General features: G+C 52.8%; 23 protein-coding genes and 2 tRNA genes. 8 read left to right on the plus strand and 17 right to left on the minus strand.

All coding sequences use genetic code 11. The features are described from left to right. From SH449x_RS03860 to SH449x_RS03925, 14 genes are all read right to left on the minus strand, one after another. The gene (locus tag SH449x_RS03860; protein ID WP_482380001.1) at positions 1–1,455 is read right to left on the minus strand and encodes an ATP-dependent DNA helicase; all 1,455 of its coding nucleotides are present in this window, start codon (positions 1,453–1,455) and stop codon (positions 1–3) included. Then, the gene (locus SH449x_RS03865; RefSeq protein ID WP_482380002.1) at positions 1,452–1,928 is read right to left on the minus strand and encodes a GNAT family N-acetyltransferase; all 477 of its coding nucleotides are present in this window, start codon (positions 1,926–1,928) and stop codon (positions 1,452–1,454) included. Before SH449x_RS03865 ends, SH449x_RS03860 begins: the two co-directional genes overlap by 4 nt. Then, positions 1,894–2,154 (minus strand): DUF551 domain-containing protein, encoded by a 261-nt coding sequence (locus SH449x_RS03870; RefSeq protein WP_482380003.1) that lies wholly within the window; start codon positions 2,152–2,154, stop codon positions 1,894–1,896. Before SH449x_RS03870 ends, SH449x_RS03865 begins: the two co-directional genes overlap by 35 nt. Further along, complete coding sequence (locus SH449x_RS03875) at positions 2,151–3,329, minus strand: helix-hairpin-helix domain-containing protein (RefSeq protein WP_482380004.1); 1,179 nt, start codon at positions 3,327–3,329, stop codon at positions 2,151–2,153. The genes SH449x_RS03870 and SH449x_RS03875 overlap by 4 nt, the downstream gene beginning before the upstream one ends. Positions 3,330–3,575: 246 nt before the next feature. Then, positions 3,576–3,657, minus strand: a tRNA-OTHER gene (locus SH449x_RS03880). Positions 3,658–3,964: 307 nt separating this feature from the next. Continuing rightward, on the minus strand, positions 3,965–4,615 hold the full coding sequence (locus tag SH449x_RS03885; protein ID WP_482380005.1) for a hypothetical protein: 651 nt from the start codon (positions 4,613–4,615) through the stop codon (positions 3,965–3,967). Between the two features lie 179 nt (positions 4,616–4,794). Next, complete coding sequence (locus SH449x_RS03890) at positions 4,795–5,751, minus strand: hypothetical protein (protein ID WP_482380006.1); 957 nt, start codon at positions 5,749–5,751, stop codon at positions 4,795–4,797. Between the two features lie 162 nt (positions 5,752–5,913). After that, positions 5,914–6,162, minus strand: a complete 249-nt coding sequence (locus SH449x_RS03895; protein WP_482380007.1) for a hypothetical protein — start codon at positions 6,160–6,162, stop codon at positions 5,914–5,916. Positions 6,163–6,189: 27 nt separating this feature from the next. Further along, a complete protein-coding gene (locus SH449x_RS03900) occupies positions 6,190–6,885 on the minus strand; it encodes a ribonuclease H-like domain-containing protein (RefSeq protein WP_482380008.1) in 696 nt (231 codons plus the stop codon). Positions 6,886–6,926: 41 nt separating this feature from the next. Then, complete coding sequence (locus SH449x_RS03905) at positions 6,927–7,412, minus strand: hypothetical protein (protein WP_482380009.1); 486 nt, start codon at positions 7,410–7,412, stop codon at positions 6,927–6,929. 50 nt (positions 7,413–7,462) lie between these two features. Continuing rightward, entirely contained in the window at positions 7,463–7,870 is a 408-nt protein-coding gene (locus SH449x_RS03910; RefSeq protein WP_482380010.1) for a hypothetical protein, read from the minus strand. A gap of 55 nt (positions 7,871–7,925) precedes the next feature. Then, positions 7,926–8,081 carry a hypothetical protein gene (locus SH449x_RS03915; RefSeq protein WP_482380011.1) on the minus strand — a complete coding sequence of 52 codons (156 nt, stop codon included), beginning with the start codon at positions 8,079–8,081 and terminating at the stop codon, positions 7,926–7,928. Positions 8,082–8,231: 150 nt separating this feature from the next. Next, on the minus strand, positions 8,232–8,450 hold the full coding sequence (locus SH449x_RS03920; RefSeq protein ID WP_482380012.1) for a helix-turn-helix domain-containing protein: 219 nt from the start codon (positions 8,448–8,450) through the stop codon (positions 8,232–8,234). A 167-nt stretch (positions 8,451–8,617) separates the two neighbouring features. Further along, positions 8,618–8,699: transfer RNA gene (locus SH449x_RS03925), tRNA-Ser, on the minus strand. A 352-nt stretch (positions 8,700–9,051) separates the two neighbouring features. Between SH449x_RS03925 and SH449x_RS03930 the strand changes: the two genes are divergently transcribed. The 4 genes from SH449x_RS03930 to SH449x_RS03945 all read left to right on the plus strand — a co-directional run bounded on the left by SH449x_RS03930 (position 9,052) and on the right by SH449x_RS03945 (position 12,526). Continuing rightward, the gene (locus tag SH449x_RS03930) at positions 9,052–11,196 is read left to right on the plus strand and encodes a hypothetical protein (protein WP_482380013.1); all 2,145 of its coding nucleotides are present in this window, start codon (positions 9,052–9,054) and stop codon (positions 11,194–11,196) included. 22 nt (positions 11,197–11,218) lie between these two features. Further along, on the plus strand, positions 11,219–11,611 hold the full coding sequence (locus SH449x_RS03935; RefSeq protein WP_482380014.1) for a zincin-like metallopeptidase toxin domain-containing protein: 393 nt from the start codon (positions 11,219–11,221) through the stop codon (positions 11,609–11,611). After that, a complete protein-coding gene (locus tag SH449x_RS03940) occupies positions 11,605–11,850 on the plus strand; it encodes a hypothetical protein (RefSeq protein WP_482380015.1) in 246 nt (81 codons plus the stop codon). Before SH449x_RS03935 ends, SH449x_RS03940 begins: the two co-directional genes overlap by 7 nt. 523 nt (positions 11,851–12,373) lie before the next feature. Beyond that, positions 12,374–12,526, plus strand: coding sequence for a hypothetical protein (locus SH449x_RS03945; protein ID WP_482380016.1), 153 nt, complete (start codon positions 12,374–12,376; stop codon positions 12,524–12,526). A 43-nt stretch (positions 12,527–12,569) separates the two neighbouring features. Here the strand turns inward: SH449x_RS03945 and SH449x_RS03950 are convergent, their stop codons facing one another. Both SH449x_RS03950 and SH449x_RS03955 read right to left on the minus strand, forming a co-directional pair. Then, positions 12,570–13,013: an HNH endonuclease gene (locus tag SH449x_RS03950; protein WP_482380017.1), complete on the minus strand. Its 444-nt coding sequence runs from the start codon at positions 13,011–13,013 to the stop codon at positions 12,570–12,572. A gap of 11 nt (positions 13,014–13,024) precedes the next feature. After that, the gene (locus SH449x_RS03955) at positions 13,025–13,246 is read right to left on the minus strand and encodes a hypothetical protein (RefSeq protein WP_482380018.1); all 222 of its coding nucleotides are present in this window, start codon (positions 13,244–13,246) and stop codon (positions 13,025–13,027) included. A gap of 110 nt (positions 13,247–13,356) precedes the next feature. On the opposite strand from SH449x_RS03955, the gene SH449x_RS03960 reads away from it, so the two are divergent. The 4 genes from SH449x_RS03960 to SH449x_RS03975 all read left to right on the plus strand — a co-directional run bounded on the left by SH449x_RS03960 (position 13,357) and on the right by SH449x_RS03975 (position 17,906). Beyond that, the gene (locus SH449x_RS03960) at positions 13,357–15,168 is read left to right on the plus strand and encodes a toxin C-terminal domain-containing protein (protein WP_482380019.1); all 1,812 of its coding nucleotides are present in this window, start codon (positions 13,357–13,359) and stop codon (positions 15,166–15,168) included. Positions 15,169–15,172: 4 nt separating this feature from the next. Then, the gene (locus SH449x_RS03965; protein WP_482380020.1) at positions 15,173–15,595 is read left to right on the plus strand and encodes a hypothetical protein; all 423 of its coding nucleotides are present in this window, start codon (positions 15,173–15,175) and stop codon (positions 15,593–15,595) included. Between the two features lie 877 nt (positions 15,596–16,472). Further along, a complete protein-coding gene (locus SH449x_RS03970; RefSeq protein ID WP_482380021.1) occupies positions 16,473–17,474 on the plus strand; it encodes an AHH domain-containing protein in 1,002 nt (333 codons plus the stop codon). Between the two features lie 6 nt (positions 17,475–17,480). Further along, on the plus strand, positions 17,481–17,906 hold the full coding sequence (locus SH449x_RS03975) for a hypothetical protein (RefSeq protein ID WP_482380022.1): 426 nt from the start codon (positions 17,481–17,483) through the stop codon (positions 17,904–17,906). Positions 17,907–18,859: 953 nt separating this feature from the next. Here the strand turns inward: SH449x_RS03975 and SH449x_RS03980 are convergent. Then, complete coding sequence (locus tag SH449x_RS03980) at positions 18,860–22,090, minus strand: error-prone DNA polymerase (protein ID WP_482380023.1); 3,231 nt, start codon at positions 22,088–22,090, stop codon at positions 18,860–18,862. Positions 22,091–22,484 lie beyond the last annotated feature (394 nt).

Consider the following 22,484-nt stretch of genomic DNA (forward strand, 5'->3'; position numbering starts at 1 on the left):
CTATATCTCTACTTTCTCTGCATTCAGCAGTCCAATTCGTTCCGTTAAAAAAGTCTTCCGTTTATCGATCTTCATCTCCCAGCAGAATCGCATCGCGGTTTCGAATTTGCCTACCAGGTGGCAAGTGTCTTTGGCTCGCGAAATCGCTGTATAAATCCACGAGCGATCGCAGATCTGCTTCGCCCCTGGGTAGTCGTCGATAAGAACAATCGCGTGCGGGAACTCCGAGCCCTGGCTCTTGTGAACACTGAGCGCGTAGGCCAAATCCCAATTGCCGAGCGAGCCCGATTCGCCGCTCTCGTTTTGTTCCGCTTTGAAAGGTATCACTACGATTCGATAGGGGGCTTGTAGTTCAACCGTGATCTGCCCCGCGTCGATCGATTGCACCGAAGCCAGTTCGCCGTTCGCGACGTAGACTTCGCCACGATCGTTCTTTCGCAAATCCTCGGACTGTTCGCTGTAGGTCGATCGATAGAAACCGTTCTTCAAACAAACGATCTTGTCTCGCTCGCGGAAGAGTGTTCCCACCCTGGCAGGTTGTTGGTTCAACTCATCTTGCAACACCTTGTTGATCTCCGACCGAGCCAACGGGCTTTTCTCGTTGACCGCTACGAGTACCTGGCAGTCCCAAATCGGATCGGCTCCGTCGGCTTGGTGTTTGCGAATAAGTTCAATCGTTTTCGCGATCTGTAATTCCGGTTGTCCGACCTCGTGCATTCGCAGATTTGTGTCACGAGCGGTTGTAAACTGATACCATGGCTTTTTGTCTCGGATCGCAGCACAAGCCTCCACGATACCCCCCGAGTTTCGTTTGATCTCGGTCAGTTCTCCGTAGGGTAGCCTGGCTCGGATCATGTCGCGAAGTGGTGCACCAGCTCCGACCGGTGGTAGTTGGTTGACGTCACCTACCAGGAGGAAGTGCGTGCCCACGTCTCGCGCTCGCATGATCGCCAGCATGAGAGACAGATCGATCATCGACGATTCATCACCGATGAGAACTCGATAAGGCAGCTTGCATTCGCGGCCGTAAGTGAATTGCCAGCCCCCGGTCTCGCTGTTCGCCGAGATGCCCAGGATCGAGTGCCAGGTGCGAGCCCGTAGCGATAACCCCGAGCGTTCCATCAACTCGGTGACTCTAACGGCAGCTTTCCCAGTCGGTGCCCCGATGCAAATATCGTGAGCCCCCACAATGCCTTGATCGATCATCGCCTTGATCAGCTTCGCGACCGTGTAGGACTTGCCCGTCCCAGGCGAACCGCCCAGGATCCCCATCCGTGCTACGGTGGCGCGTGAAAGCATCTCGCGTTGGTGTTCGGTAATGTCTGGGATGGAATCGACGTCCGGCCAGGCCGAGAAGGCGGGAATATGCTTCCAGTCAGCAGGGTGCGACTCGATCCACTTCTTAACGTGCGGGTGACGTGCGAGCCAATCCTCGCGGGAGATTTGTTCGATCACAGTATCAGCCCCCGGTAGGTGAACGAATAAGCGTCTTCGTCGTGGGCTCTATAGGCACCCTTGATAATGCCGTCACAAATAAAATGGTTCTTTGACAAAAGCATTTGTGCCGGGAGGTTCGTCTCTCGCACCAACGCGGTGATGTGGTCGCGTCGAAAGTGGCCGTTGACCTTGTACTGCAATCTCTCGATCAGCAAAGTACCAGCCGAGCATCGACGGTATTCGGGATGAACGGCCAGGTTGAGGATCTCTAGGCTCCGCTTGTGCAATGTGTAGACGACGTAGCCAGCAACCACCTCCTGGTAGGTGAACACCATGCCGATGTTGTTTGGCACTCGCAATCGCTCAATGAAATCCTTTTTCTGCCAAGGATCATCAAACGATTGCTTTTCGATCTCAAGCACTTCGTCCATATCGCGTCGGATCATCCACCGAATATCAACAGGCTGGTAGATTCGCTTTTTCATTTGCATTTTGTCGTTCCTTCTGTTGGGATGGTTTCGGACCTGCCAGCATGGTGGCCCAGTGGGTAACGGTGAAAAGCACTTTGTTGCCGTCGACGTATCGCCAGCAATCGGAATCGTGGTAGCCAATCCAGACCTTTTCGCCGGTCGCGTCTGGCTCGAAGATGTGCACCGTTTCGTCATCGTCCGGCATGTCATCTTCTACGCTGTACCACTGAACTATCTCTTTGCTCATGTCGCGATCTTCTCCACGCAAGTTGGCCCGTAAGGCAATCCGTTCACGACAAAAACCGTATCCGCCGTGAGAGCCCTGCCGCATCGTGCACACTGCACCACACTGGCAGGGAATGTTTCCGACCGCTCCACGTCTTCGTAGATCGTGATCAGCGAGTTCTTGGCTTCGTGCTGCGCGTCGACCACGAGCGAGGCAAGTTCTTCCTCCTGGCAGGCTACCTTGTATTCCGCAAGCCATAGCGTTCCCCCCGCGTCGACGATCGGCCCAGTGTGCCCATCGGTACGGAGAGTCGAGACCATGCCGTATTCGCTGATCTCACCCTTGGCGTACTTGATCGCGGCAATGTAGTCGCACCCTGCACCGATCATGGATTGCAGGCGTGGGATCATCTCGGTGGCTGGATACCAGCAATGCCCGTTCATGTCGGCTGCGATCGAATACCAAAGCGATAGGGCTTGCCGTCGGATCGCCTTGGGATCGAGCCCCAGGGACATATAGAGCTTGTCGCATAGCCGAAATCCCACGCCCTTGAACTGCATCAAGACGTAAGGATCGGCTGCGATAGTCTCGGAGGCCTTGTTCCCCCACTCGCGAATCACTCGACGGGTCAGCGTGCGAGGGAACCCGTTACCGGTGAGTAGCTTGTCGATCTCAATCTGTACGTTCTCGGTGGCTTCTTTGTCGCGTAGGAGAGAAGCGAACTCTTCGGCCTGCCAGGGTGGAATCCCCGTCACCTTCGCAACTTCGCTGGGATTCTCTCGGCACTGGCCCAGAACCGTTTCGGTCCCGAAGTACTCCACAAGCTTCTTGGCCTTGGCTGGTCCTATGCCGTTCCCCTTGCCATTGCTCGCGAGGTATTGCACCAGGCCGTCTGGATCGTGCGGTACGTGCTCGACGAAGGTCCGGAAGTGGAACTGTCGTTCGACGTCTCGCGAGGATCTGCGTGGGTTGGTGTAGTCGCGGAACGTGCCCAAGAATCGATACATCGATCGTTCGTGCAGCTCGGTCAGCTCCGCAGGCCCTTTGACCGTAACCGGTGAGTCTGGATCGACCACGCCGTGCTGCTTCGCGAGATCTTTGCAGCCAGGATGCAATCGCACCGAGCCAACGATCTGATCGCCAAACTGAAAGCGAGTCGATTCGTACCGGCCTATAAGTTCAAGTGTTTGGGACATGCTACCTACTCCGTTGAAAAAAAGTGCATCGTGCAGGAATCGAACCTGCTTATCCCTTGGGCTTTGACATCGCGTATCTACCGCTTATTCAAGCAAGCACCTTGCGGGATACCTAGCTTGTTTCAGGCGTGTCACCATCCACGCCGACGATGCAAAACTAACTAAAAGCTTTTACATTGATCGTTGATCTTCCCACGTTGTATCACTCACAATCAATCTCCTTCGTTAATAACTAATCGCAACCAATCGACCGCCCAGGGTTCGAACCTGGATCTCCTGCGACGTCGCCCAACATCTCGCAGTGCTCTACCAATTGAGCTAGCGGCCTATTTGCCAGGGTTATCGCTTTGTACCTGGCTCCTCTCGCTAGAGAGACAGTCACTGTGACGCCAGTAACCAACGGGCTGATTAACGTGGAGCCAAACCACGTGGATAAATCTCGGTGATCGAGGCCAGGCACCGACACCCGACCACCGAGCCGACTCCATGCGAGCATCACGCACTTTGCCGGATATTTCAAAAAATGGTGCGGGGCTCAGGCTGGCAAGAATGAACTAAAACCCAGCCCGATCTGTTGGAGAAACTCACCCCGCACCGCGTCGACCATCTAGCAGCCAACATGCACCCAAAACCTGCTAGATGTCGCACAAATCTGCATCAGTCACGCGAGAGGTAGACGAACTCGCGGAAGCCGATGCGGATTTCTTCTTGGTAAGCACATCGAAGTATTCGGGCTTGTGTCGGTTCTCGGCTGGGGCGATCGTCGCGAGGAGCTTGGCGTTCATCTCAGCACCCTTGGCCCGAGGATCATCAACGTGGTAAATGTTCGCCCACACGAGCTGCGGCTTCTTGCCCTTCTTGCCGTCCTTCTTGGTGTATTCCTCGATCTCAACCTCAACAACGATCTGGGAGCCGACAGCATCCTCGAGGTTCACCGTGGCTCGCGTGCCCAACTGATCGAGCTTGACCAGATCGCAAGCGATCGCAAAAGCGGCTTGCTTCTTGCGGCTCCATGTGTTGCCTTTCGAGTCGTCCGGCTGGTCGAACTTGGGACCCCAGAAGATCAACGAAAACTTCTTGTTCGCCTGCTCACCTCCGAGTACCTCTAGGGTACAGGAAAAGCCACCGGCCAGGGGTTTAACGAATCCGCCGTCATCGCCTTCGCCCTGATCGTTCGGCATGCTTTCAACGTGCATCGTCGAGACCGTCGCGTGGTACTTGCCAGCCACCTCGAGGTATGCACTTGTGCCGCCAATGTCTTCGGGAATGTCAATTTCAAAGCCCATAACAAAATCCTTCTATTCACTTAGGAAACGGGTTAGTCTGCTCAGCTCGGCACCACTGACGGCCCAGCTGATCGGATAATCAAACAGTTCAAGAAACGAGTGCCACACTCGATCTGATCCAAAGCGATCGACTAGCTGCCGGATCGCTCGTGGTTCACCCTCCCACCAATTGGCGGGAGCTAGGTAGGGTTTTCGGTGCCTCGACTCAGCGATAAGGCAAAAACCGCATCAACCTCTTTGCGCTCGAGCACCTCGAGGAGCTTTGCACCCTCCGCGATCGTCAGGCCAGTTGCCTTGCCTTCGGGGATCCCAGCGTTGACCAGCTTCTCTTTCAGTCGCTTGGAGAAGTCAGGCTGAATCTGGTTGATCAAAGGGACTAGTTCGCGAATGCGGTTGACCATCTTCTCGGTGATCGGTGAGTCCGGATCGGGGAGTGGAATATCGGCACCTGCCAGGGGTTGGGGCTCCTCTACCAACGGAGTCTTCGGTTGTGGAACGTCGACTGGTGTTGGTGGCGGCTTGATCTCCACTGGTGCCCTAGGAGTTGGCACCTCTGGAACAGCTCGCGAGTTGCCTTCCCCTGGCAGGTCCTCGATCTCCTCTTGTGTGTAGACTCCGTAGTTCACTTCGGGGCACATCGAACGGATCGCATCGGAAACAACCCGAGCGAACAGCATGATGGCGCGTGAACGTGGCGTGGCGTATTTCGCTTTCAATTGTGGTCGTTCGCCTTTGGCAAGCTTTTCGATCACCATCTGTTCCTTCATCTCCCTATCAGTGTGATAAGGAAACGTTTCTTGCTGTGCGTCCTCCCAGGAAAGGGAGAACGTTTTCTTGAGATCCCCAAACTCAAGCTCGATCGATGCGAGATCCGCCGTCTTGCTAATCAAACGACTCTTACCACCTCGCTCGTGAAACTCGGCCAACATCGTGTCATATTGCTTGAACGGCTTGCCGTTGACGATCTTGTTCCGCTTTGCGTATTCGAGCGGTGAGATCCCCGAGAGAAAACAATCTGTGGCGATCACCACTCCTTGATCCATCGACTGACAGCCAAACATGCCGGACTTGGCAATGCTCTGGCCCAACTTCTCGATCGCTCCATAATTCGCGACCAATTCCGGATAAGTGCCCATTAGAAACCATCCCCTTAAAGAATCCTAAAAATCAAACCTGTGTACAAAAAAGCAGGGTAGGAACACCACTTCCCGTTTAAGGCCGACCATGCTAGTTGCCCCATCCCAAAGCAACATCACAGCGTCATGCGGCCCCCTGCGACCCACCCGTCCCTAGTGGTTCTAAGCAGCCTCTTGCTGTTGGCCCGAAAGAATCATCGCGACGTATTCCGCCGTCAGCTCGATGCGTTGCTCTTGCAGCTCGCGAAACCGCTTGACGATCTCCAATTGTTCGCGTACCAGCTCCAATTCAGCTTCACCCCCTGGCAGGCTGTCTTGGTTGATCGCGTGCAGATACAAACCGCCGATCAATGCCGTAGCGAGAATGCGATCGTGAATGAGTGAATTTTGGTAATCGTGAATTGCCGACATGGTATTTGGTGCCTTGTGATTGATGCCTTACAAACAGTTGCAGCGAGAAGCGAGTTCCCACGTCATATCGAGATCGTTGAACAAGTACTGCCGTGCGATCGCTCTCTTCTCAGATCCGCCGTTCCAAAGCTCGGAGAACATCGAGCCGTCAACGCCCTCGGTCTTGGCTCCAATCCCGCAAGCTCGGCAAATCGCATCTAGTGAGCCAGTGCCGTTGTACTGGCCTGCTTGCCAGACCTTGCGAAGATCGACGAAAAGCGTGTCGAGGTACTTGCCCTGAGCGAACAAGCACTTCGGCACCGAGATCCCGAGCACAATCGATCGACGGACCAGGAACGGAATATCGAAGTCGGAAATGTTGAACCCGATCATGTTGTTCGATGCTTGTCGCGACTGCTGATACAGCTGCCAGAATCGAGTCAGGATCGCATGCTCGGTGAGAACGACACCATTGGCACCGGTTTCACCCTGGCCGTGGATCGTCTTTTTCTCCGCTGTCTTGTAGCCGATCGCAAGCACCTGGCCGGACAGTGCCGAAAGTGCCGCCGACCGCTTGAACTCATCCTTAGCCGATGCGAGGTATTCAGCGTACTTGGCCTGCTTGGTTTCTTCTTTCCAGTTCCGGTCGCCGATGAACTCGGCCATGGTCTTGGGCACGAACAGCTCGGTGATTACTTCATCACTGGCAGGACCAGTCTCAATATCAAATATGATCGCACTCACAATTGTCTCCTATCGTGTGCGGTGTGGTAAAAGGCGTCTCGCTACAGCTGCGATTCGCGTCTCTTGAAGTCTTCGATGTGCTCCTTGAGCGTTGCCTCGGCTGATTTGCCGTTCCAGCACATATCGAAAGCGGCCTCGGCAGATTGCGAACCGTCGGCGATCTCTACGCCCATTACCTGGCAGGCCAAAAGCTCGCATCGTCGCATCTCAGCCCGACAAGCAAGAATCAACTGCTCGATCTTGCCCAGTTCGTCGAGCTTGCTCGTGTGGTCGTATCCGTGACAACCTGGTTCCATAGCCTCACCGTCGATCGAAAGGCGGGTAAGTTGTGAATAGGGGTGGAACATCTGCAACGCTTTGAACCGCTTGGTAGATCCGATGTGCTGCGAGGTGTCTTCGACGACCCATAGGCCGTCCATGTTCGCATGGATGAAGACGGTGATCGGTTCGCGGTTGGGCTCGACCAAGTGATAGTGCCCGCGAGTGATCGGTCGATTGTAAATGTCGCGTAAGATCGTGGTTTCCATTTGGGGGTGCCTCCGTGGGAAACTGGGTGATGTGGTGTGGTTAGACGTGATTAGTTCGAAATGAATTGAACAGCCAACGTCAGATAGTCGATCGTCCAGCAAAGAGCTTTGTACTCTGTTGAGTCTTTTTGATCTGCGTACATTGGCTTCATGTCATTGAGATAGCGAAGCTCAGCTTCATAAGCTTCGCGCTGAGTCGAATAAAACGAGCCATGCTGTAAAGGAATCGATTCCTTCTCAGCTCGCATCGCAAGTTCTTCAAGCAAAATGCCATTTTGCTTTTTCTGGCCAAGCTCTGAAAATGGGACAAGAATAAGCTTTTCGTTTTCGTTCTTTGTCACCGCAAAGCATGTAGGCCGGAAAGCGAAAATGTCAAATTCCGAAGCAATGTCAATCGTGCAGAGTTGCCTAAAAACAACCTGCCCATATCGAAGCTTTCTAAGCTCTAAACGTGCCATAAAAAAATCCATTCTCCGCATCCATTGCCGTCACCGGCATGCGGTCTAAAAAAAACTAGCTACGGCGAATAAGAACGAAACCATCGATAGAACACTGGTCGTCACCAAAATGATTTGGAACGATGCGAGCAACGATGTAGCCGTCAGCTCGCAAAGCAGCGATTCGTTCGTGATCCAGTTCGGACACAACGATGAGTTCCGTGTTTTCCATGACCTTCTCCGTAGCGGTCTAAGTCGTTCGTACGACCTTCGAGGAAGCATCCTCAAGAAGTCGTGTTGTTGTCTCGGTGCAGTGCTCGCGTCTCACGGCTTGCACTACACCCGTATTTGTACCAATTAGCGGTTCAATTGCAATAGGTCACTAGGAATTTTTTTTTGGTTTTCCCGGCGACCGTCTTTCTTTTTGGTAGCGATCACACTCAGAACGTGTGAAAAGTAAAGAATTTCCTAGCTTTCTTGCAGGAGAAAGCAGGCTTCGCTTGCAGTAAGTACGAACCGTATCTTCAGCAACCCCAAGATAGCTTGCTGCTTCCCGGGTCGTGAAGTATTCCTCGTTGTTGCCTTTTATGCTCATTATCATGACTCCAGTATTGTATTCACTATCGGTCCAATTACAACTGAAAAATAAGCTCGCTACGGGTGAGACTGATTCCAACACGCGAACCAAACCGCAGCGAGCCTAAAAACAAACCGATTCACTTTTGCCTGTTTTCTGAAGATCACAAAGCAAACAAGCGATGATCGGAGCGGAGGACAAGGGATTCGAACCCTCAACCGGTTACCCGGCGCCTGATTTCGAATCAGGTTCCTAACCATTCGGCTATCCTCCCGGCCGGCGTAATTCTAGGAACTGTACCCGTCCTTAGCAAGTCCTACGCTTGTTGCACTTACCGCTCGACCAACAACGCCTGACGGACTTGCTATATTCCCCCCAGACTGTCCTGACGAAACCGTGAAAGTTCAGGTGGTCCGAGAGGTCTTTCTGCCCAGACAGATATTCATTTCGACGGTAGCATCGACCCTGTCACGGGACGACGTCAATTCTCCGGACAGGGAATCGGGGAAATGGAAATCTCCGGAACCTACCACCATTCCGCCAGCGACACTCGCCAGGCAGGCTGGATATCTGGGCAGCGCATCAACGACGCGACTATGTTCGCGAAGGCATCATCACGAACAAGTTGCACCAAGAAATCGGAGATTTTTACACCGAAGGTGTATTGAGCGGTGAGTGGCACGTTCGCAATCAATCTCAGCTCGTGGCCAATTCCGGTTGGAGTGGACATCTCGTTCAAACCAACTCTAACCAACAGGGCAGCGGACAAGGAAGCGGACAAGGCAGCAGTAGTGGCTCAGGAGATCCGAACGATCCAAACGGTGAAGCCAGTGCGAGCAACGACGGCCCCCCAGCACCTCCGGTAGTTACCAACACCTACCACACCTTTGACCAGTTCACATGGCAACACGCGAGCGGGCAAGAGAACTTTGATTCGACCTTCGGGATCTACGGTCGGCAAGCCCGTGATATCGAGGTCGGCGGAGAGATTATCGAATTCGGTCAAACAACCTTCGAGATCAGTGAATTCAGCTCCAACAAGTCGGAGGAGGGCCGAAAATACCGCAAACTATCGCAACGCAACGTCTCCGCTGATGATGGCTATGGCTGGATCTACCTTGGTGGAGGCACCGGCAACCGAACCAACGAGCTTTATGACATCACCTACTCCACAGACGTAACCATCGAAGAAGGGGGGGGAGGTGGAGAGAAGAGCTTTTTCATTATCATCGAAGAATACGATTGGAACCCCCAAGGAACGATGACTCATTTGTATGAAATGTCGACCTTTGGCGGCTCCTTATCAGAAGCCCACTCGTACGAGCTTTCCGAAGAGACAACCTTTCATGGCTCGGGAGTCTACACCGGCGCAGAAGGACGGACCGGTACTTGGGTCGTCACGGGCGAGAATCTTTATGAGCAGTTCGAGAACATATCATCCTCTCAATCGGGAAGCACGACTCGCGAGCGGCTTCTCGGTCAAGAAGAGGTTGTCACGCAAAATTCGCAGTACCAAACGGATTACGAGGGAGAAGGCTTTTTCTCCCACGAGTACACAAAAGCAGAGAACTGGACAGCCCAGCACGGAAACACGCATATCTCGGGCTACTACAATACCTTCGAAGCAGGCGAACACTACGATTACAAACAGCTCAGTACGAATTCGGCTAACCCCAGTTCGGGGCCTGGCATCCAGCATGGCTACATCTACCGCACGGGTCATTCGGGTGGGCAAGAAACGTATACGACCTACACCCCCTACGATCCGAATAGTGGTGGAAACCAGGGTGGCGGTGGCTATGGAGGGGGAGGTTATGGCGGCGGGTCTGGAAGCGGCAGTGGCTCCAGTAGCGGATCTTCCAGCGGTGGTAGTAGCGGGGGCGGCAGCGGAACCGGTTCGGGCGGGGGACAATCGAGCTCGTCGACCGTTGTTCTTGGGGGCGGGTCGTACGCCTACTTTCAGGACTTGCCCGACTATTCCTTCCCCGATGCAGGTGCGTTCCAGAACTTAGTCGATTTAACAGCCAACTGGAACGCGCTTCGTCAACCGAACGCACCGTTTATCTTCAACGGCGGCTGGAACGAACACTTCACTGAGGCGAAAGAACTCTTTCCCACGGTGGGAACGGATTTCGCAACGGTTCAAGATACCGTCAAGCGTTCGAGTCTTTACAGCGGAGCGGAACGTAAACCGAAAGGTGTCGAGCTAGACGAAGAAGACCATCGCCGTCGCCAAGAAGAGGAAGCCGCCCGGCAGGCGGCGCTTAAGCAACAACAGCGTGAGGACGATAATCGACCGCTAAGTGTTCTTTCTGCGAATCGATTCTTACCGCAGGATGAGAAGTATCAAGAGCGAATACAGCTTGCCCACGACGGTGCGTTGGGCATGCAGGATACATTCCTTGAGGCGATGCCTGTGGTAGGTGGGATGAAGAATCTTGCCGATGCCTATGCTGGTGAGAATTTGATCACGGGCGAGAAGCTCAGTATTTGGGGACGTGGCAGTAAGTTCCTTGCTGGAATCACCGGAACGGTTCCGATGGTGAATACCGCTTCGAACGCGGTAAGCAGTGGCAGCAAGGTAGTCCGAGCCGGTAAGACTGGTGCGGAGATCGCGGAAAAGAGTTTAGATGTCGCTTCGATCGTGAAGAACGGCAACAAGCTCAACAAGGTGACCGATGGAATCAAGGCTACCACTCAAGGCCCCGCGAAGGTAAACTCGAGTTGGTTTCGCAATGCCTGGGACCGCATTTTTGGGAACCCCAGTTAGTGGACTGATAGACGATGCATTCATGATTGGTAGGCGTGCGGGTGAGGTAGTACCCGACGCAAGCTTGAAAGCGCTGTCGATGCGTCTTCTGCGTAATCGAGTGAACTTAGTTCGCAATGCTGACGAAGCATTGGACGCAGCGGGAGCAGGTGGGCTGTTCAGGGTTTACAAAGACGGAAGTGCGTCAATCCTTCTACGCAAGAACGCTACGTACTACGAAGTCGCCCATGAGTTACGACACTACGAGCATTACTTGCGAATCGGGGCCGATGCATATAAAAAGCTAAGTCCGCTTGTCCGTGAACAACAGGTTTACGACGCACTTCGCAACAGTCATAGATGGCTGCAAATGACGGCTGATGAAATCAAGCATGCGCAGCAATACATCAAAAAGGTCGGAGGTGATGCATGGTAACTAACGATACTCGTTTGACGGACCGCGATCGAGCGATTCAGTCAGCATGGGCGTTTGTGCGTTCTAAAGCGTTTAAGGTATTGTCGCTTGATTCATGCCAATACTTCGATGAAGAGAAGCCTGAATGGGTCGTACGGTTCCGGTTGGAACTGCCTGAAGATGTTGCCTGCGGTGGCGAGCTTCTGCTAGTAACTGTTGACTGCAAAGAGTGGAAGGCTTGTCTGTTCGAGTCACTGTAGGGTCACAAACTGAAACCGTCGGACAACAGACGTGATCGAAGTAGAACGGCCGCAATCCGGCGGAACTTCGGTAGATGTTCCAATGCGTGATACTTGAAGCGCAATGATGCGTTGCGCTCCGGCGCTGCAGGACATTCTGGAAAAAAGCGTTCGAGAACTCGGCGCTATTAGTTGAGTTGATGGTGCGGCGAGAGTTTCCCTGAGGCGCATCTTATACAGTCGATGAACCTAGGATCACTTCTGTGCAAATGGGCGATCTGTTGGGGTGTTTCTATAGTTTTGTGAGTTGGTTCTCACTCGATTTTCTGACTTTCGACGGACTATCAGACATCACTCGAGCTTGCTGCTCGCATGGTGCTCCTCTTTTCTTGGTACAAGACACATGTGCACAAGACTTAGCTCGTGTTGTCTTGGAGGGGAAACAATCAGTGCCATCCACGTAATCTTCCGCACGGTATCCCCATGCGACCCCCTCCCTTAAGATGTTCACACCGCAAGAGATAAGAGAAACGCAAGAGGAACAATGATCAACAATTTTCATGACAACTCTCGCGTCACTCCCATCTCTTGCGGTGTAACCCTATCTACCGAGTTTCGCGGGGCGCTTCGCGTGGGCGAGCTGATTGGGGCCACACCATCAACCAATCAGCCAGTAGGCTCAACGGCGGGGGCTTGAGTCCATCAGCGGTGGATTCCTTATTCCGGTACGCGGGCCGCACTCAGAAGTGCTGTGTCTCCGTACTTTCTGAGTCGTCGAGAGCCTGAGGCGGAAACAAGCCGAATATCTGCTCCGACTGACGAATCTTGATACGCCGCTCATGGTTCAAATTAAGCAATCGGATTGTCAACACTCCAGTATCCGTTTTCCCAACGAGCTGATAGTCATCCCACTCGAAATGATCACTCCACCTGTGTGTCCTGGGATGGAATAAAGCAATAGCAGCAGAGTCTCGATCAAGGGCGGAGGACACACGGTCCGCTTTATGGAGGTTACAACTAGGACACGCGAGAGCCAGATTACCCAATTCGCTGGTTCCTCCCCGCACACGAGGAATCACATGCTCGATGTGGAATGTCGCTCCCTGCAACGACTGGTGCATTTTGCAGTATTCGCATCTGCTCCCTGCGCGGGCAACTACGATCGCTTTAGAGTCGTCGGCCACTTCCAGCCCAACTATGGTTTTCGACCAAGAAGGTGCAGAGCCTGTGCGCGAACCAGCGAAAGTTGTTCGCTGAGCTCCGCCAACGCCGCCAGATCCGCCCTTTCTTGCTCCGTCAACAGCCCCTCGTTATTGCGGTCCATAAGCTGCTGAAGACGTCGATCGGCTTGCTCTGGCAATCGAAGCATGGCAATGTTTTCCACCCACTGTTGCGGTGCGTCGATCGTTGCGGCCATTATTCCTCCAATTGCAGTGCGTTTCCCAGGTTCCCAACTACATTCTACAGCGTCAAGGCAGGCGCGGGAAGTTTGTTCAAGCCTTAGCGAGGTTCTTACCCAAGCTAACAATGGCGATTGGCGAAGAGACAACCTTTCATAGCTCGGGAGTCTATACCGGCGCAGAAGGACGGACCGGTACTTGGGTCGTCACGGGCGAGAATCTTTATGAGCAGTTCGAGAACATATCATCCTCTCAATCGGGAAGCACGACTCGCGAGCGGCTTCTCGGTCAAGAAGAGGTTGTCACGCAAAATTCGCAGTACCAAACGGATTACGAGGGAGAAGGCTTTTTCTCCCACGAGTACACAAAAGCAGAGAACTGGACAGCCCAACACGGAAACACGCATATCTCGGGCTACTACAATACCTTCGAAGCAGGCGAACACTACGATTACAAACAGCTCAGTACGAATTCGGCTAACCCCAGTTCGGGGCCTGGCATCCAGCATGGCTACATCTACCGTACTGGTCATTCGGGTGGGGAAGAAACGTACACGACCTACACCCCCTACGATCCGAATAGTGGTGGAAACCAGGGTGGCGGTGGCTATGGAGGGGGAGGTTATGGCGGCGGGTCTGGAAGCGGCAGTGGCTCCAGTAGCGGATCTTCCAGCGGTGGTAGCAGCGGGGGAGGCAGCGGAACCGGTTCGGGCGGGGGACAATCGAGCTCGTCGACCGTCCTTCTTGGGGGCGGGTCGTACGCCTACTTTCAGGACTTGCCCGACTATTCTTTCCCCGATGCAGGTGCGTTCCAGAACTTAGTCGATTTGACAGCCAACTGGAACGCGCTTCGTCAACCGAACGCACCGTTTATCTTCAACGGCGGCTGGAACGAACATTTCACTGAGGCCAAAGAACTCTTTCCCACGGTGGGTACGGATTTCGCAACGGTTCAAGATACCGTCAAGCGTTCGAGTCTTTACAGCGGAGCGGAACGTAAACCGAAAGGTGTCGAGCTCGACGAAGAAGACCAACGCCGTCGCCAAGAAGAGGAAGCCGCCCGGCAGGCATGGATTACAACTTCAGCGGAAACTGACGGTTCGTTTGGCGAACCTACGTTGGTAGGCGGGTTCCTCCAAGATTTCGGAAACCGAATGTACAATTTTTGGGCAGTCGGTTTCGTGAACGGAGTTACGAAACAGATCGGAAGCGGCTGCACTGTCGACGAGTTCATGGAGTTTGCGAGTAACTTTAGTTCTCCGGAGAGATTCTCTGAATTTCTTCAGAACCAAGTTGATGGTTTCCAGGACATGCTTATGGCGAATATCGAATTCGCGGGAGCATTCATTGACGACCCGATTGGAGTGGGGCTTGAGCAATGGAACGGCATGGTCGAAAAGCTCAGTACGGACGAGGGGCGGGGGGAACTATTTGGCGATCTTGTCTTTACCGTCTTGACTCGACGAGCGGGAGGTGCGCGTGGGTTGTCAGGTGTTTCGCCTGGGACTATAACACCAAAGCTTGGATCTCGTCCAGGAAATCGCTTGGGCGTTATGAATGGCAACTTGGGTGGCAATCCTGGCCAGCTTAACAACCGCCCGAACACGCCGAATAAGCCAACACAAGACGCAATAGATCGAGCCCGCAAGAAGACGTTGCCACCACGAAGTGACGATGAAATTGTCTCATGCAGATCTCAATGGCGTAATCGATTTTCAAATGAAATCATTCATAGCGATGCCGTAGGATTGGGATATAAGACGAGAATTCCGCCTCAACGTGCGCCGTTTCGTTCCCATGGGCAAGACGTGTTTTCGAACGGAGTTAACTATATAACACGAGATATTGACTCACATATTGGTGGGGTGTGGAAGATGTTTGATCGGCAAGGGCGACGCCTAGGCACTTATGACGCAAACCTCAATCGAATTGGAGACTAGCTAGATGTTCGATATATCCCTAAATTCTAATGCGATCGAATCTAGTACCTGCGTTGGTGAGATACGAATTGGAGGGTTTTTCGAATCGTTCGAGTGCTCACTGGAGTTTTGGAAGGCAAGCGACTACGAAGCTCAATGGCGAAGAGCGATTAACACAATCGTTTGTGGAGCGGAGAAGTCTTGTTTGATCACGTCCATGACAAATCCAGCTAGTGCAAACTTCCTTTTCTGGTGGCCAATATACCGAGTTGATCGCGTAGTGTTCATTCAAAATCAAGTCCTCTTTTTGGATGAATGCAGAAAGACCTTTGATTTGGGCAAGCCCGAAAAGTGGGTACCAGATCGCGTCTCAATCAATGAGGACGGCTCAAAAATTTCGGAATGGTCAGCACCACTAACCGACTTAAAAGAGTGGCTAAAAATTTGAATACACTCCAGGCTGGTCTTGCCATAGCCGTTAGGCACGGCAGGACATTCTGGAAAAAAGCGTTCGAGAACTCGGCGCTATTAGATGAGTTGATGGTGCGGCTAGAGTTTCCCTGAGACGCATCTTGTGCAATCGATGAACCAAGGCTCACTTCGGTGCAATTGGGCGATCTGTTGGGGTGTTTCTATCGTTTTGTGAGTTGGTTCTCACTCGATTTTCTGACTTTCGACGGACTATCAGACATCACTCGATTGTGCTGCTGGCTGACAGGTGCTCCACTTTTCTTGGTTCATGGCACATGTGCACATGGCTTAGCTCGAGTTGTTTTGGAGTGATACAAGTGCTGATTCGCTGGCTCTCTCTTTGCATCGATCACACGATAGAGCGCGATTGCTCGTTAATCTCGCAGCTCGCGCTGTGGCTCGCTTCTCTTTCAGATAAGCGGGACATTCGCTCCAGTCCCAAGGTACATCTCGTCGGGTGTCTGCCCTTGAAAGGCAAAATGGGGAACAACCGAGTTGTGCTGCTCCACGGTCCGGCGCTGCAGGACATTCTGGAAAAATGCGATCAAAAACTCGGCGCTATTAGTCGAGTTGATGGTGCGGCGGGAGTTTCCCTGAGGCGCATCTTGTACAATCGATGAACCCAGGCTCATTTCGGTGCAAATGGGCGATCTGTTGTAGTGTTTCTATAGTTTCGTGAGTTGGTTCTCACTCGATTTTCTGACTTTCGACGGACTATCAGACATCACTCGATTCTCAAGACAACTCTTGCGTCACTCCCATCTCTTGCGGTGTAAACCTATCCACCTAGCTTCGCGGGTCGCTTCGCTTGTTGCCCGTCGCTCGTTGCCAGCCATTTCCGGTGAACTCCAACGGTGCAAGATACCGTCAAGCGTTCGAGTCTTTACAGCGGAGCGGAACGTAAACCGAAAGGTGTCGAGCTTGACGAAGAAGACCAACACCGTCGCCAAGAAGAGGAAGCCGCCCGGCAGGCGGCGCTTAAGCAACAACAGCGTGAGGACGATAATCGACCGCTAAGTGTTCTTTCTGCGAATCGATTCTTACCGCAGGATGAGAAGTATCAAGAGCGAATTCAGCTTGCCCACGACGGTGCGTTGGGCATGCAGGATACATTCCTTGAGGCGATGCCTGTGGTAGGAGGGATGAAGAATCTTGCCGATGCCTATGCTGGTGAGAATTTGATCACGGGCGAGAAGCTCAGTATCTGGGGACGTGGCAGTAAGTTCCTTGCTGGAATCACGGGGACGGTTCCCATGGGGAGTACCGCTTCGAACGCGGTAAGCAGTGGCAGCAAGGTAGTCCGAGCCGGTAAGACTGGTGCGGAGATAGCGGAAAAGAGTTTAGATGTCGCTTCGATCGTGAAGAACGGCAACAAGCTCAACAAGGTGACCGACGGAATCAAGGCTACCACTCAAGGCCCCGCGAAGGTAAACTCGAGTTGGTTCCGCAATGCCTGGGACCGCATTTTCGGGAAGAAGCCAAACAGTACAGTGGACTTCACGGAGCAGTTGGGAGTCAGCCACAACCGAGCCCGTGCAAAACTTCGTAGTGCTCTTGGAAGCTCTGCTCCGCATCAGGCACACCATATAATCCCGTGGGAGACTCGTAGCCACGACTTGGTACAGCGCGCTGCGAGGGGTGGATTCAACATTAACGGTGCCGAAAACGGAATTAGCTTGGCTCGTACGCAGCATCTTGGTTCGCACCCTCGATACAATGCAGCGGTCAAGCGGAAGTTAGATGAGCTACTTTCAAACAATCCGGGACTTTCTGATTCGCAATATGCCGACTTGCTGCGTGGGTACGTCGAACAGCTCCGAAACGGACTGACAACAAGCAATAGTATGCTTCACTAGGGAACGATGATGGATTTTGAATTTGAAAAATCAGGACGGCACTCGATTCATTCTGCGACGATCAGCACTTGCGAAGAATCGAAAATTGAATCTGAACTCGAGGAATTCTGGTCGAAGGTAGCGATGTGTTTTCAAGCCGAAACTGTGGACCACCTCCGAGTTGAGTTGTGGGCGGATTCCGGGCGATTGATCTGTTTCGGTGTTGGGGAAGCAGGCGAACAGCGAGTTGGTGAATGCACGGTTCAAGTCACGATCAATCAATTCGCCCAAGATTGGCTTCAAGTTGAGGAGGCGTCGGATGATGAGTTCGACATAAAGGCTGAGCAATTGAATCGACGCTACATCGCGTTATCGGAACAGGCCCGGTCGAAGCGTTCGCTATCGACCAACGTTCGCTATTTCGACGCTGATTCTGAAGATTCGGTCACCTAGGCATTCGAGACAGGGGCAGAAAGGCGGCGCTTCAGTTGGTGCCACCCAACGCAGATAACGGGGCACCTTGGGACACAGCATATTTCCCGGGGTAGTTTTCGTCACGTGTAGTGACCGCTTCGCGTGGTGCTAGCGCCAGTCCTTCTTGGTGGCGGGTCGCTCCGGCGCGACAGTACATTCTAGAAAAATGCGTTCGAGAACTCGGTACTATTAGTCAAGCTGATGGTGCGGAGAGAGTTTCACTGAGACGCATCTTGTGCAATCGATGAGCTTGGGCTCACTTCGGTGCAATTGGGCGATCTGTTGGGGTGTTTCTATCGTTCCGGCGCTGCAAGACATTCTGGAAAAATACGTTCGAGAACTCGGCGCTATTAGATGAGTTGATAGTGCGGCTAGAGTTTCCCTGAGACGCATCTTGTGCAATCGATGAACCAAGGCTCACTTCGGTGCAATTGGGCGATCGGTTGGGGCGCTTTTATTGTTTTGTGAGTTGGTTCTACCTCGATTTTCCGGCTTGAGACGATCAATCAGACATCCATCGAGCTTGCTGCTCGCTTGGTGACACTCTTTTCTTGGTACAAGACGCAGGTGCATAAGGCTTAGCTCGAGTTGTCTTGGAGGAGAAACAATCAGGGCCACCCATGCAACATTCCGCACTGCGTCCCCATGTGCCACCCCTCCTTTAAGATATTCACACCGCTAGAGATAAGAGAAACGCAAGAGGAACAATGATCATTCATTTTCCACACATCTCTTGCGTCGCTCCCATCTATTGCGGTGTAAACCTATCCACCGAGTTTCGCGGGTCGCTTCGCGCTGTGCCAACCATTTTTTACGCCATTAGCGGACTCTGTTTTTCCAGATCCGAAGACTAACTCACGAAGACGATGATCATACGAGTTCTGTTGGCGTTTTGATGCGATCAATTAGAGTGCCTTTCAATCTCGCACGAGCTAACGGAAATCTCGCGATGGAATATTCAGCGGACCAATAAGTTCTTGTAAATCCTCAATGCGTGCCGCGACAACGTGAATCACTCCCTCGCGCTTTTCTAGTACGCCCTGAACATGCCATGCGTTCGACTGTTTACAGGTGAGGTAGTGATCCTTCCAGACCTGCGGCTTGATCACCAAATTGATGGAACCCGTTTCGTCCTCCATCGTGACAAACGTAATTCCTTTGGCCGTCCCCGGTCGTTGCCTCAGCATGATCAAGCCAGCGACGCGCACGAATCGGCCATGGTCGGTTGCTAAAAGTTCTGCCGCAGTTTTAACTCGTTGCTCGGCCAATTTTTCGCGAAAGAAGCTCATCGGGTGACCTTGGAGAGACACGCCAACCGTTGCGTAATCGCTATAAACCTCTTCTATCGGGCTCAACTTGACAAGCTCCCCGGGCACCATCTCGTCGTCATCAACTCCTGCCGTCTCGAAGAGGGGCATCTGTGTAGATGACTTTTCCCTCGCCAACGATTGCCAGTATGCGGCCCGTCGATCTCCTGATATCGAGTTAAGTGCTCCGGAATCGGCCAGAATCGCGAGTGTCGGCTGCTCCAATCGAACTCGCTTCACAATGTCGGCTTGATCGCGGTAAGGACCTAGGCGATGTCTATTGCTGACGAGTTGGTCTGCCTCGGCCTGTTTTAGTCCACGTATCATCCGCAAACCTAGCCGTAAGGAGAGCCGCGAATGCTGGAACTCGGCATCTGCCCGCTTAATAGGCGCGTCCATCTCCAAAGTGCAGTCCCAGTCGCTCAGATTCAAGTCAACAGGAAGCACCGCGACGCCATGTCGCTGAGCATCCTGAAGCAATTGAGCGGGGGAATAAAATCCTAGCGGCTGACTGTTGAGCATCGCGCAACAGAATACTTCCGGATAGTGGTGCTTGATCCAACAGGACGCATAAACCAACAAAGCAAAGCTCGCCGCATGTGACTCGGGAAATCCATACTCGCCAAACCCTCTCAATTGCGTAAATACCCGTTCAGCGAACTCTTGTTCAAGTCCCTTGGCGAGCATTCCGTCAATGAGCTTGCGTCGGAAGTTCTCGATAATCCCCTGCCGTCTCCATGCGGCCATAGCACGCCGCAATTGATCTGCTTCACCAGGTGTGAATCCTGCCGCCACGACCGCTAATCGCATCGCCTGTTCCTGGAATATTGGGACTCCCATCGTTCGTCTTAGAACCTCTGCGATCTCCTCGGTAGGATACGCGGGCTGAATTCCACTGCTGCGGGCCTTCAAGTAAGGTTGAACCATTTGGCCTTGGATGGGACCGGGACGAACGATCGCTACCTCGATCACTAGATCGTAAAAACATCGGGGTCTCAAACGGGGCAACATACTCATCTGCGCTCGGCTCTCGATTTGGAACACGCCGACCGTATCCGCTTGGCAGATCATGTCGTATACCGTCGGGTCTTCGGCAGGTATCGTCGCCAAATTGTAACTGCGTTGATAATGAGATCCGATCAGGTCGAGGCTTCGGTGAATCGCAGACAGCATTCCCAGAGCCAAGCAGTCCACTTTGAGAATGCCGATCTCATCCAAATCATCTTTGTCCCACTGAATGATCGTGCGATCAGGCATGGACGCGTTCTCGATAGGGCACAGCTCGCACAACGGGCCTTGGGTCATAACCATGCCGCCTGTGTGTTGCGAGAGGTGGCGAGGAAAACCTGTGATGGAATCGACAAGGTAAATAAATCGTTCACCCAGCGGGGAGGTTGGATCGATACCTGCTGTGGTGCAATGTTCGGTAAAGCTGTTCTCTGGGCCCCGTCCCTCGACGATTTTCGCCAAGCGATCGATGCGATCCTGCGAGAGTCCGATCGCTTTTCCGCAATCCCGGATGGCCGAACGTATTCGATAAGTGGTAACAGCCGCAGTCATGCCCGCCCTGGTGCGCCCATATTTTTGATAGATGTACTGTATCACCTCTTCGCGTCGTTGGTGTTCAAAGTCGATGTCGATATCGGGGGCTTCATTTCGCTCGCGACTGATGAAACGTTCAAAGAGCAGATCGAATTGATTGGGATCAACACTAGTTACTCCTATGCAAAAGCAAACAGCCGAGTTGGCTGCCGAGCCACGACCTTGGCAAAGAATGTTTCTGGAACGAGCGAACCGCACGAGATCCCAAACCGTCAAAAAGTAAGGCTCGTAGTGCAAGTCTTCAATAATTTGGAGTTCGTGACGAAGCATGGAAATGATTTTCTCAGGCACACCACTAGGGTATCGTTGCTTCGCGCCCGACCAAGCGAGTCGCTTAAAGTATTCTATCGGTGTCATTCCGTCAGGTGCCCATTCCGTCGGGTACTCGTACTTGAGTTGGTCGAGACGAAACTCGATTTGTTTCGCGATTTCGGCGGTGTTGTAAAGCGCTTCGGAAGCGTTCTTATATAGGCCTGAAATCTCGGCAAGTGATCGCAGATGGCGTTGCGAGTTTTCCGGCCGAAAGGCAGCGACATCCTCGATGGTTACACCAGTGTTGATGGCTGTGATGCAGTCATGCAGCAACATTCTTTCCGGGGTGTGATACAGAACGTCGCCGGTAGCAACCAAGGGAACCGACGTTTGCTTCGAGAAGTGACATAGCTGGTCCAGCCACGCTTGGTCGTCGACTCCACGATGGACCGATGCCGCTAGATAGAGATTCTTTGAAAAGATAGCCTTTGCTCGAAGCAACCATTCTGCAAGCCCCATTGATAGCCCGATTGATGGCTCTTTGGAATCGTTCTTGTTGGCGTACGGTCGCTCTGATTCATAGCACGGCTGCCCATCCTGAGGCTTGAGACAGAACCCTCTGGGGATTAATGCAACAGTGCAACTCTCGAGGGCCCCGGCCAGGTCACTCCAAAATAGCAAGCATTCCCCTTTCTCGGCTCGTTGTCTTCCGAGTGACAGGAGTTTACAGAGGTTGCCGTAGCCTGATCGATTTCGTGGCCAGACAAGAAGAGGTGGACCGTCAACAAAGTGCAACTCTGAACCGACAATGAACGGAATCTCACAGTCTTTCGCCGCCGTAAACGCACGCACTACTCCCGCCAAAGAATTGCGGTCGGTTAGGGCAATTCCCGCGTAACCCAGCGATTTCGCCTGCTCCACCAGCTCGTGCGGATGCGAAGCCCCCTCGAGAAACGAGAAGTTCGACTTCGTGTTTAGTTCGAAAAACTTCAGGGCAGACAAAGTAGCTCAAGAAAAAGAGTGTGCAAATGCTCTGTGGTTCCAACGAATCACAAACCTATACCAGGGTGCATGACGAAAAACTATCCCCAAGACGGCATCCAGTCTGCGATTATTTTCAAGGCAAAGAATGCAAGGCCCGCGAACGCTGAGATCTCAGGTTCAGGGCAGGATTTTCTAACTTAGAGGTTGTAACGATTAGCCGAAACTGAGATCTTCTTCATTTAAACCGACAAACTACAAAACTAATGCCATTGCACGCTTGAAATAAACGGCAGGTTGTTTAAAAAATCGACAACGTCCGCATTCGTCCTAAGATGATGTGGAACTCCATCGTGTGGCTTGTCCGGAACGTGATGAGCTCGCATACTAATCGGAACTGCCCCTGTACTCCTCT

It is taken from the genome of Brakhagea baltica, from assembly GCF_052161605.1.
Lineage (GTDB): Bacteria > Planctomycetota > Planctomycetia > Pirellulales > Pirellulaceae > JBKCUI01.

What these genes read in the sequence shown, in the direction of transcription:
- SH449x_RS03865 (WP_482380002.1), bottom strand. Translation starts at nt 1,928, where the DNA reads ATGCAAATGAAAAAGCGAATCTACCAGCCTGTTGATATTCGGTGGATG.
- SH449x_RS03870 (WP_482380003.1), bottom strand. Translation starts at nt 2,154, where the DNA reads ATGAGCAAAGAGATAGTTCAGTGGTACAGCGTAGAAGATGACATGCCG.
- SH449x_RS03875 (WP_482380004.1), bottom strand. Translation starts at nt 3,329, where the DNA reads ATGTCCCAAACACTTGAACTTATAGGCCGGTACGAATCGACTCGCTTT.
- SH449x_RS03885 (WP_482380005.1), bottom strand. Translation starts at nt 4,615, where the DNA reads ATGGGCTTTGAAATTGACATTCCCGAAGACATTGGCGGCACAAGTGCA.
- SH449x_RS03890 (WP_482380006.1), bottom strand. Translation starts at nt 5,751, where the DNA reads ATGGGCACTTATCCGGAATTGGTCGCGAATTATGGAGCGATCGAGAAG.
- SH449x_RS03895 (WP_482380007.1), bottom strand. Translation starts at nt 6,162, where the DNA reads ATGTCGGCAATTCACGATTACCAAAATTCACTCATTCACGATCGCATT.
- SH449x_RS03905 (WP_482380009.1), bottom strand. Translation starts at nt 7,412, where the DNA reads ATGGAAACCACGATCTTACGCGACATTTACAATCGACCGATCACTCGC.
- SH449x_RS03910 (WP_482380010.1), bottom strand. Translation starts at nt 7,870, where the DNA reads ATGGCACGTTTAGAGCTTAGAAAGCTTCGATATGGGCAGGTTGTTTTT.
- SH449x_RS03915 (WP_482380011.1), bottom strand. Translation starts at nt 8,081, where the DNA reads ATGGAAAACACGGAACTCATCGTTGTGTCCGAACTGGATCACGAACGA.
- SH449x_RS03920 (WP_482380012.1), bottom strand. Translation starts at nt 8,450, where the DNA reads ATGATAATGAGCATAAAAGGCAACAACGAGGAATACTTCACGACCCGG.
- SH449x_RS03935 (WP_482380014.1), top strand. Translation starts at nt 11,219, where the DNA reads ATGATTGGTAGGCGTGCGGGTGAGGTAGTACCCGACGCAAGCTTGAAA.
- SH449x_RS03940 (WP_482380015.1), top strand. Translation starts at nt 11,605, where the DNA reads ATGGTAACTAACGATACTCGTTTGACGGACCGCGATCGAGCGATTCAG.
- SH449x_RS03945 (WP_482380016.1), top strand. Translation starts at nt 12,374, where the DNA reads ATGATCAACAATTTTCATGACAACTCTCGCGTCACTCCCATCTCTTGC.
- SH449x_RS03955 (WP_482380018.1), bottom strand. Translation starts at nt 13,246, where the DNA reads ATGGCCGCAACGATCGACGCACCGCAACAGTGGGTGGAAAACATTGCC.
- SH449x_RS03960 (WP_482380019.1), top strand. Translation starts at nt 13,357, where the DNA reads ATGGCGATTGGCGAAGAGACAACCTTTCATAGCTCGGGAGTCTATACC.
- SH449x_RS03965 (WP_482380020.1), top strand. Translation starts at nt 15,173, where the DNA reads ATGTTCGATATATCCCTAAATTCTAATGCGATCGAATCTAGTACCTGC.
- SH449x_RS03975 (WP_482380022.1), top strand. Translation starts at nt 17,481, where the DNA reads ATGATGGATTTTGAATTTGAAAAATCAGGACGGCACTCGATTCATTCT.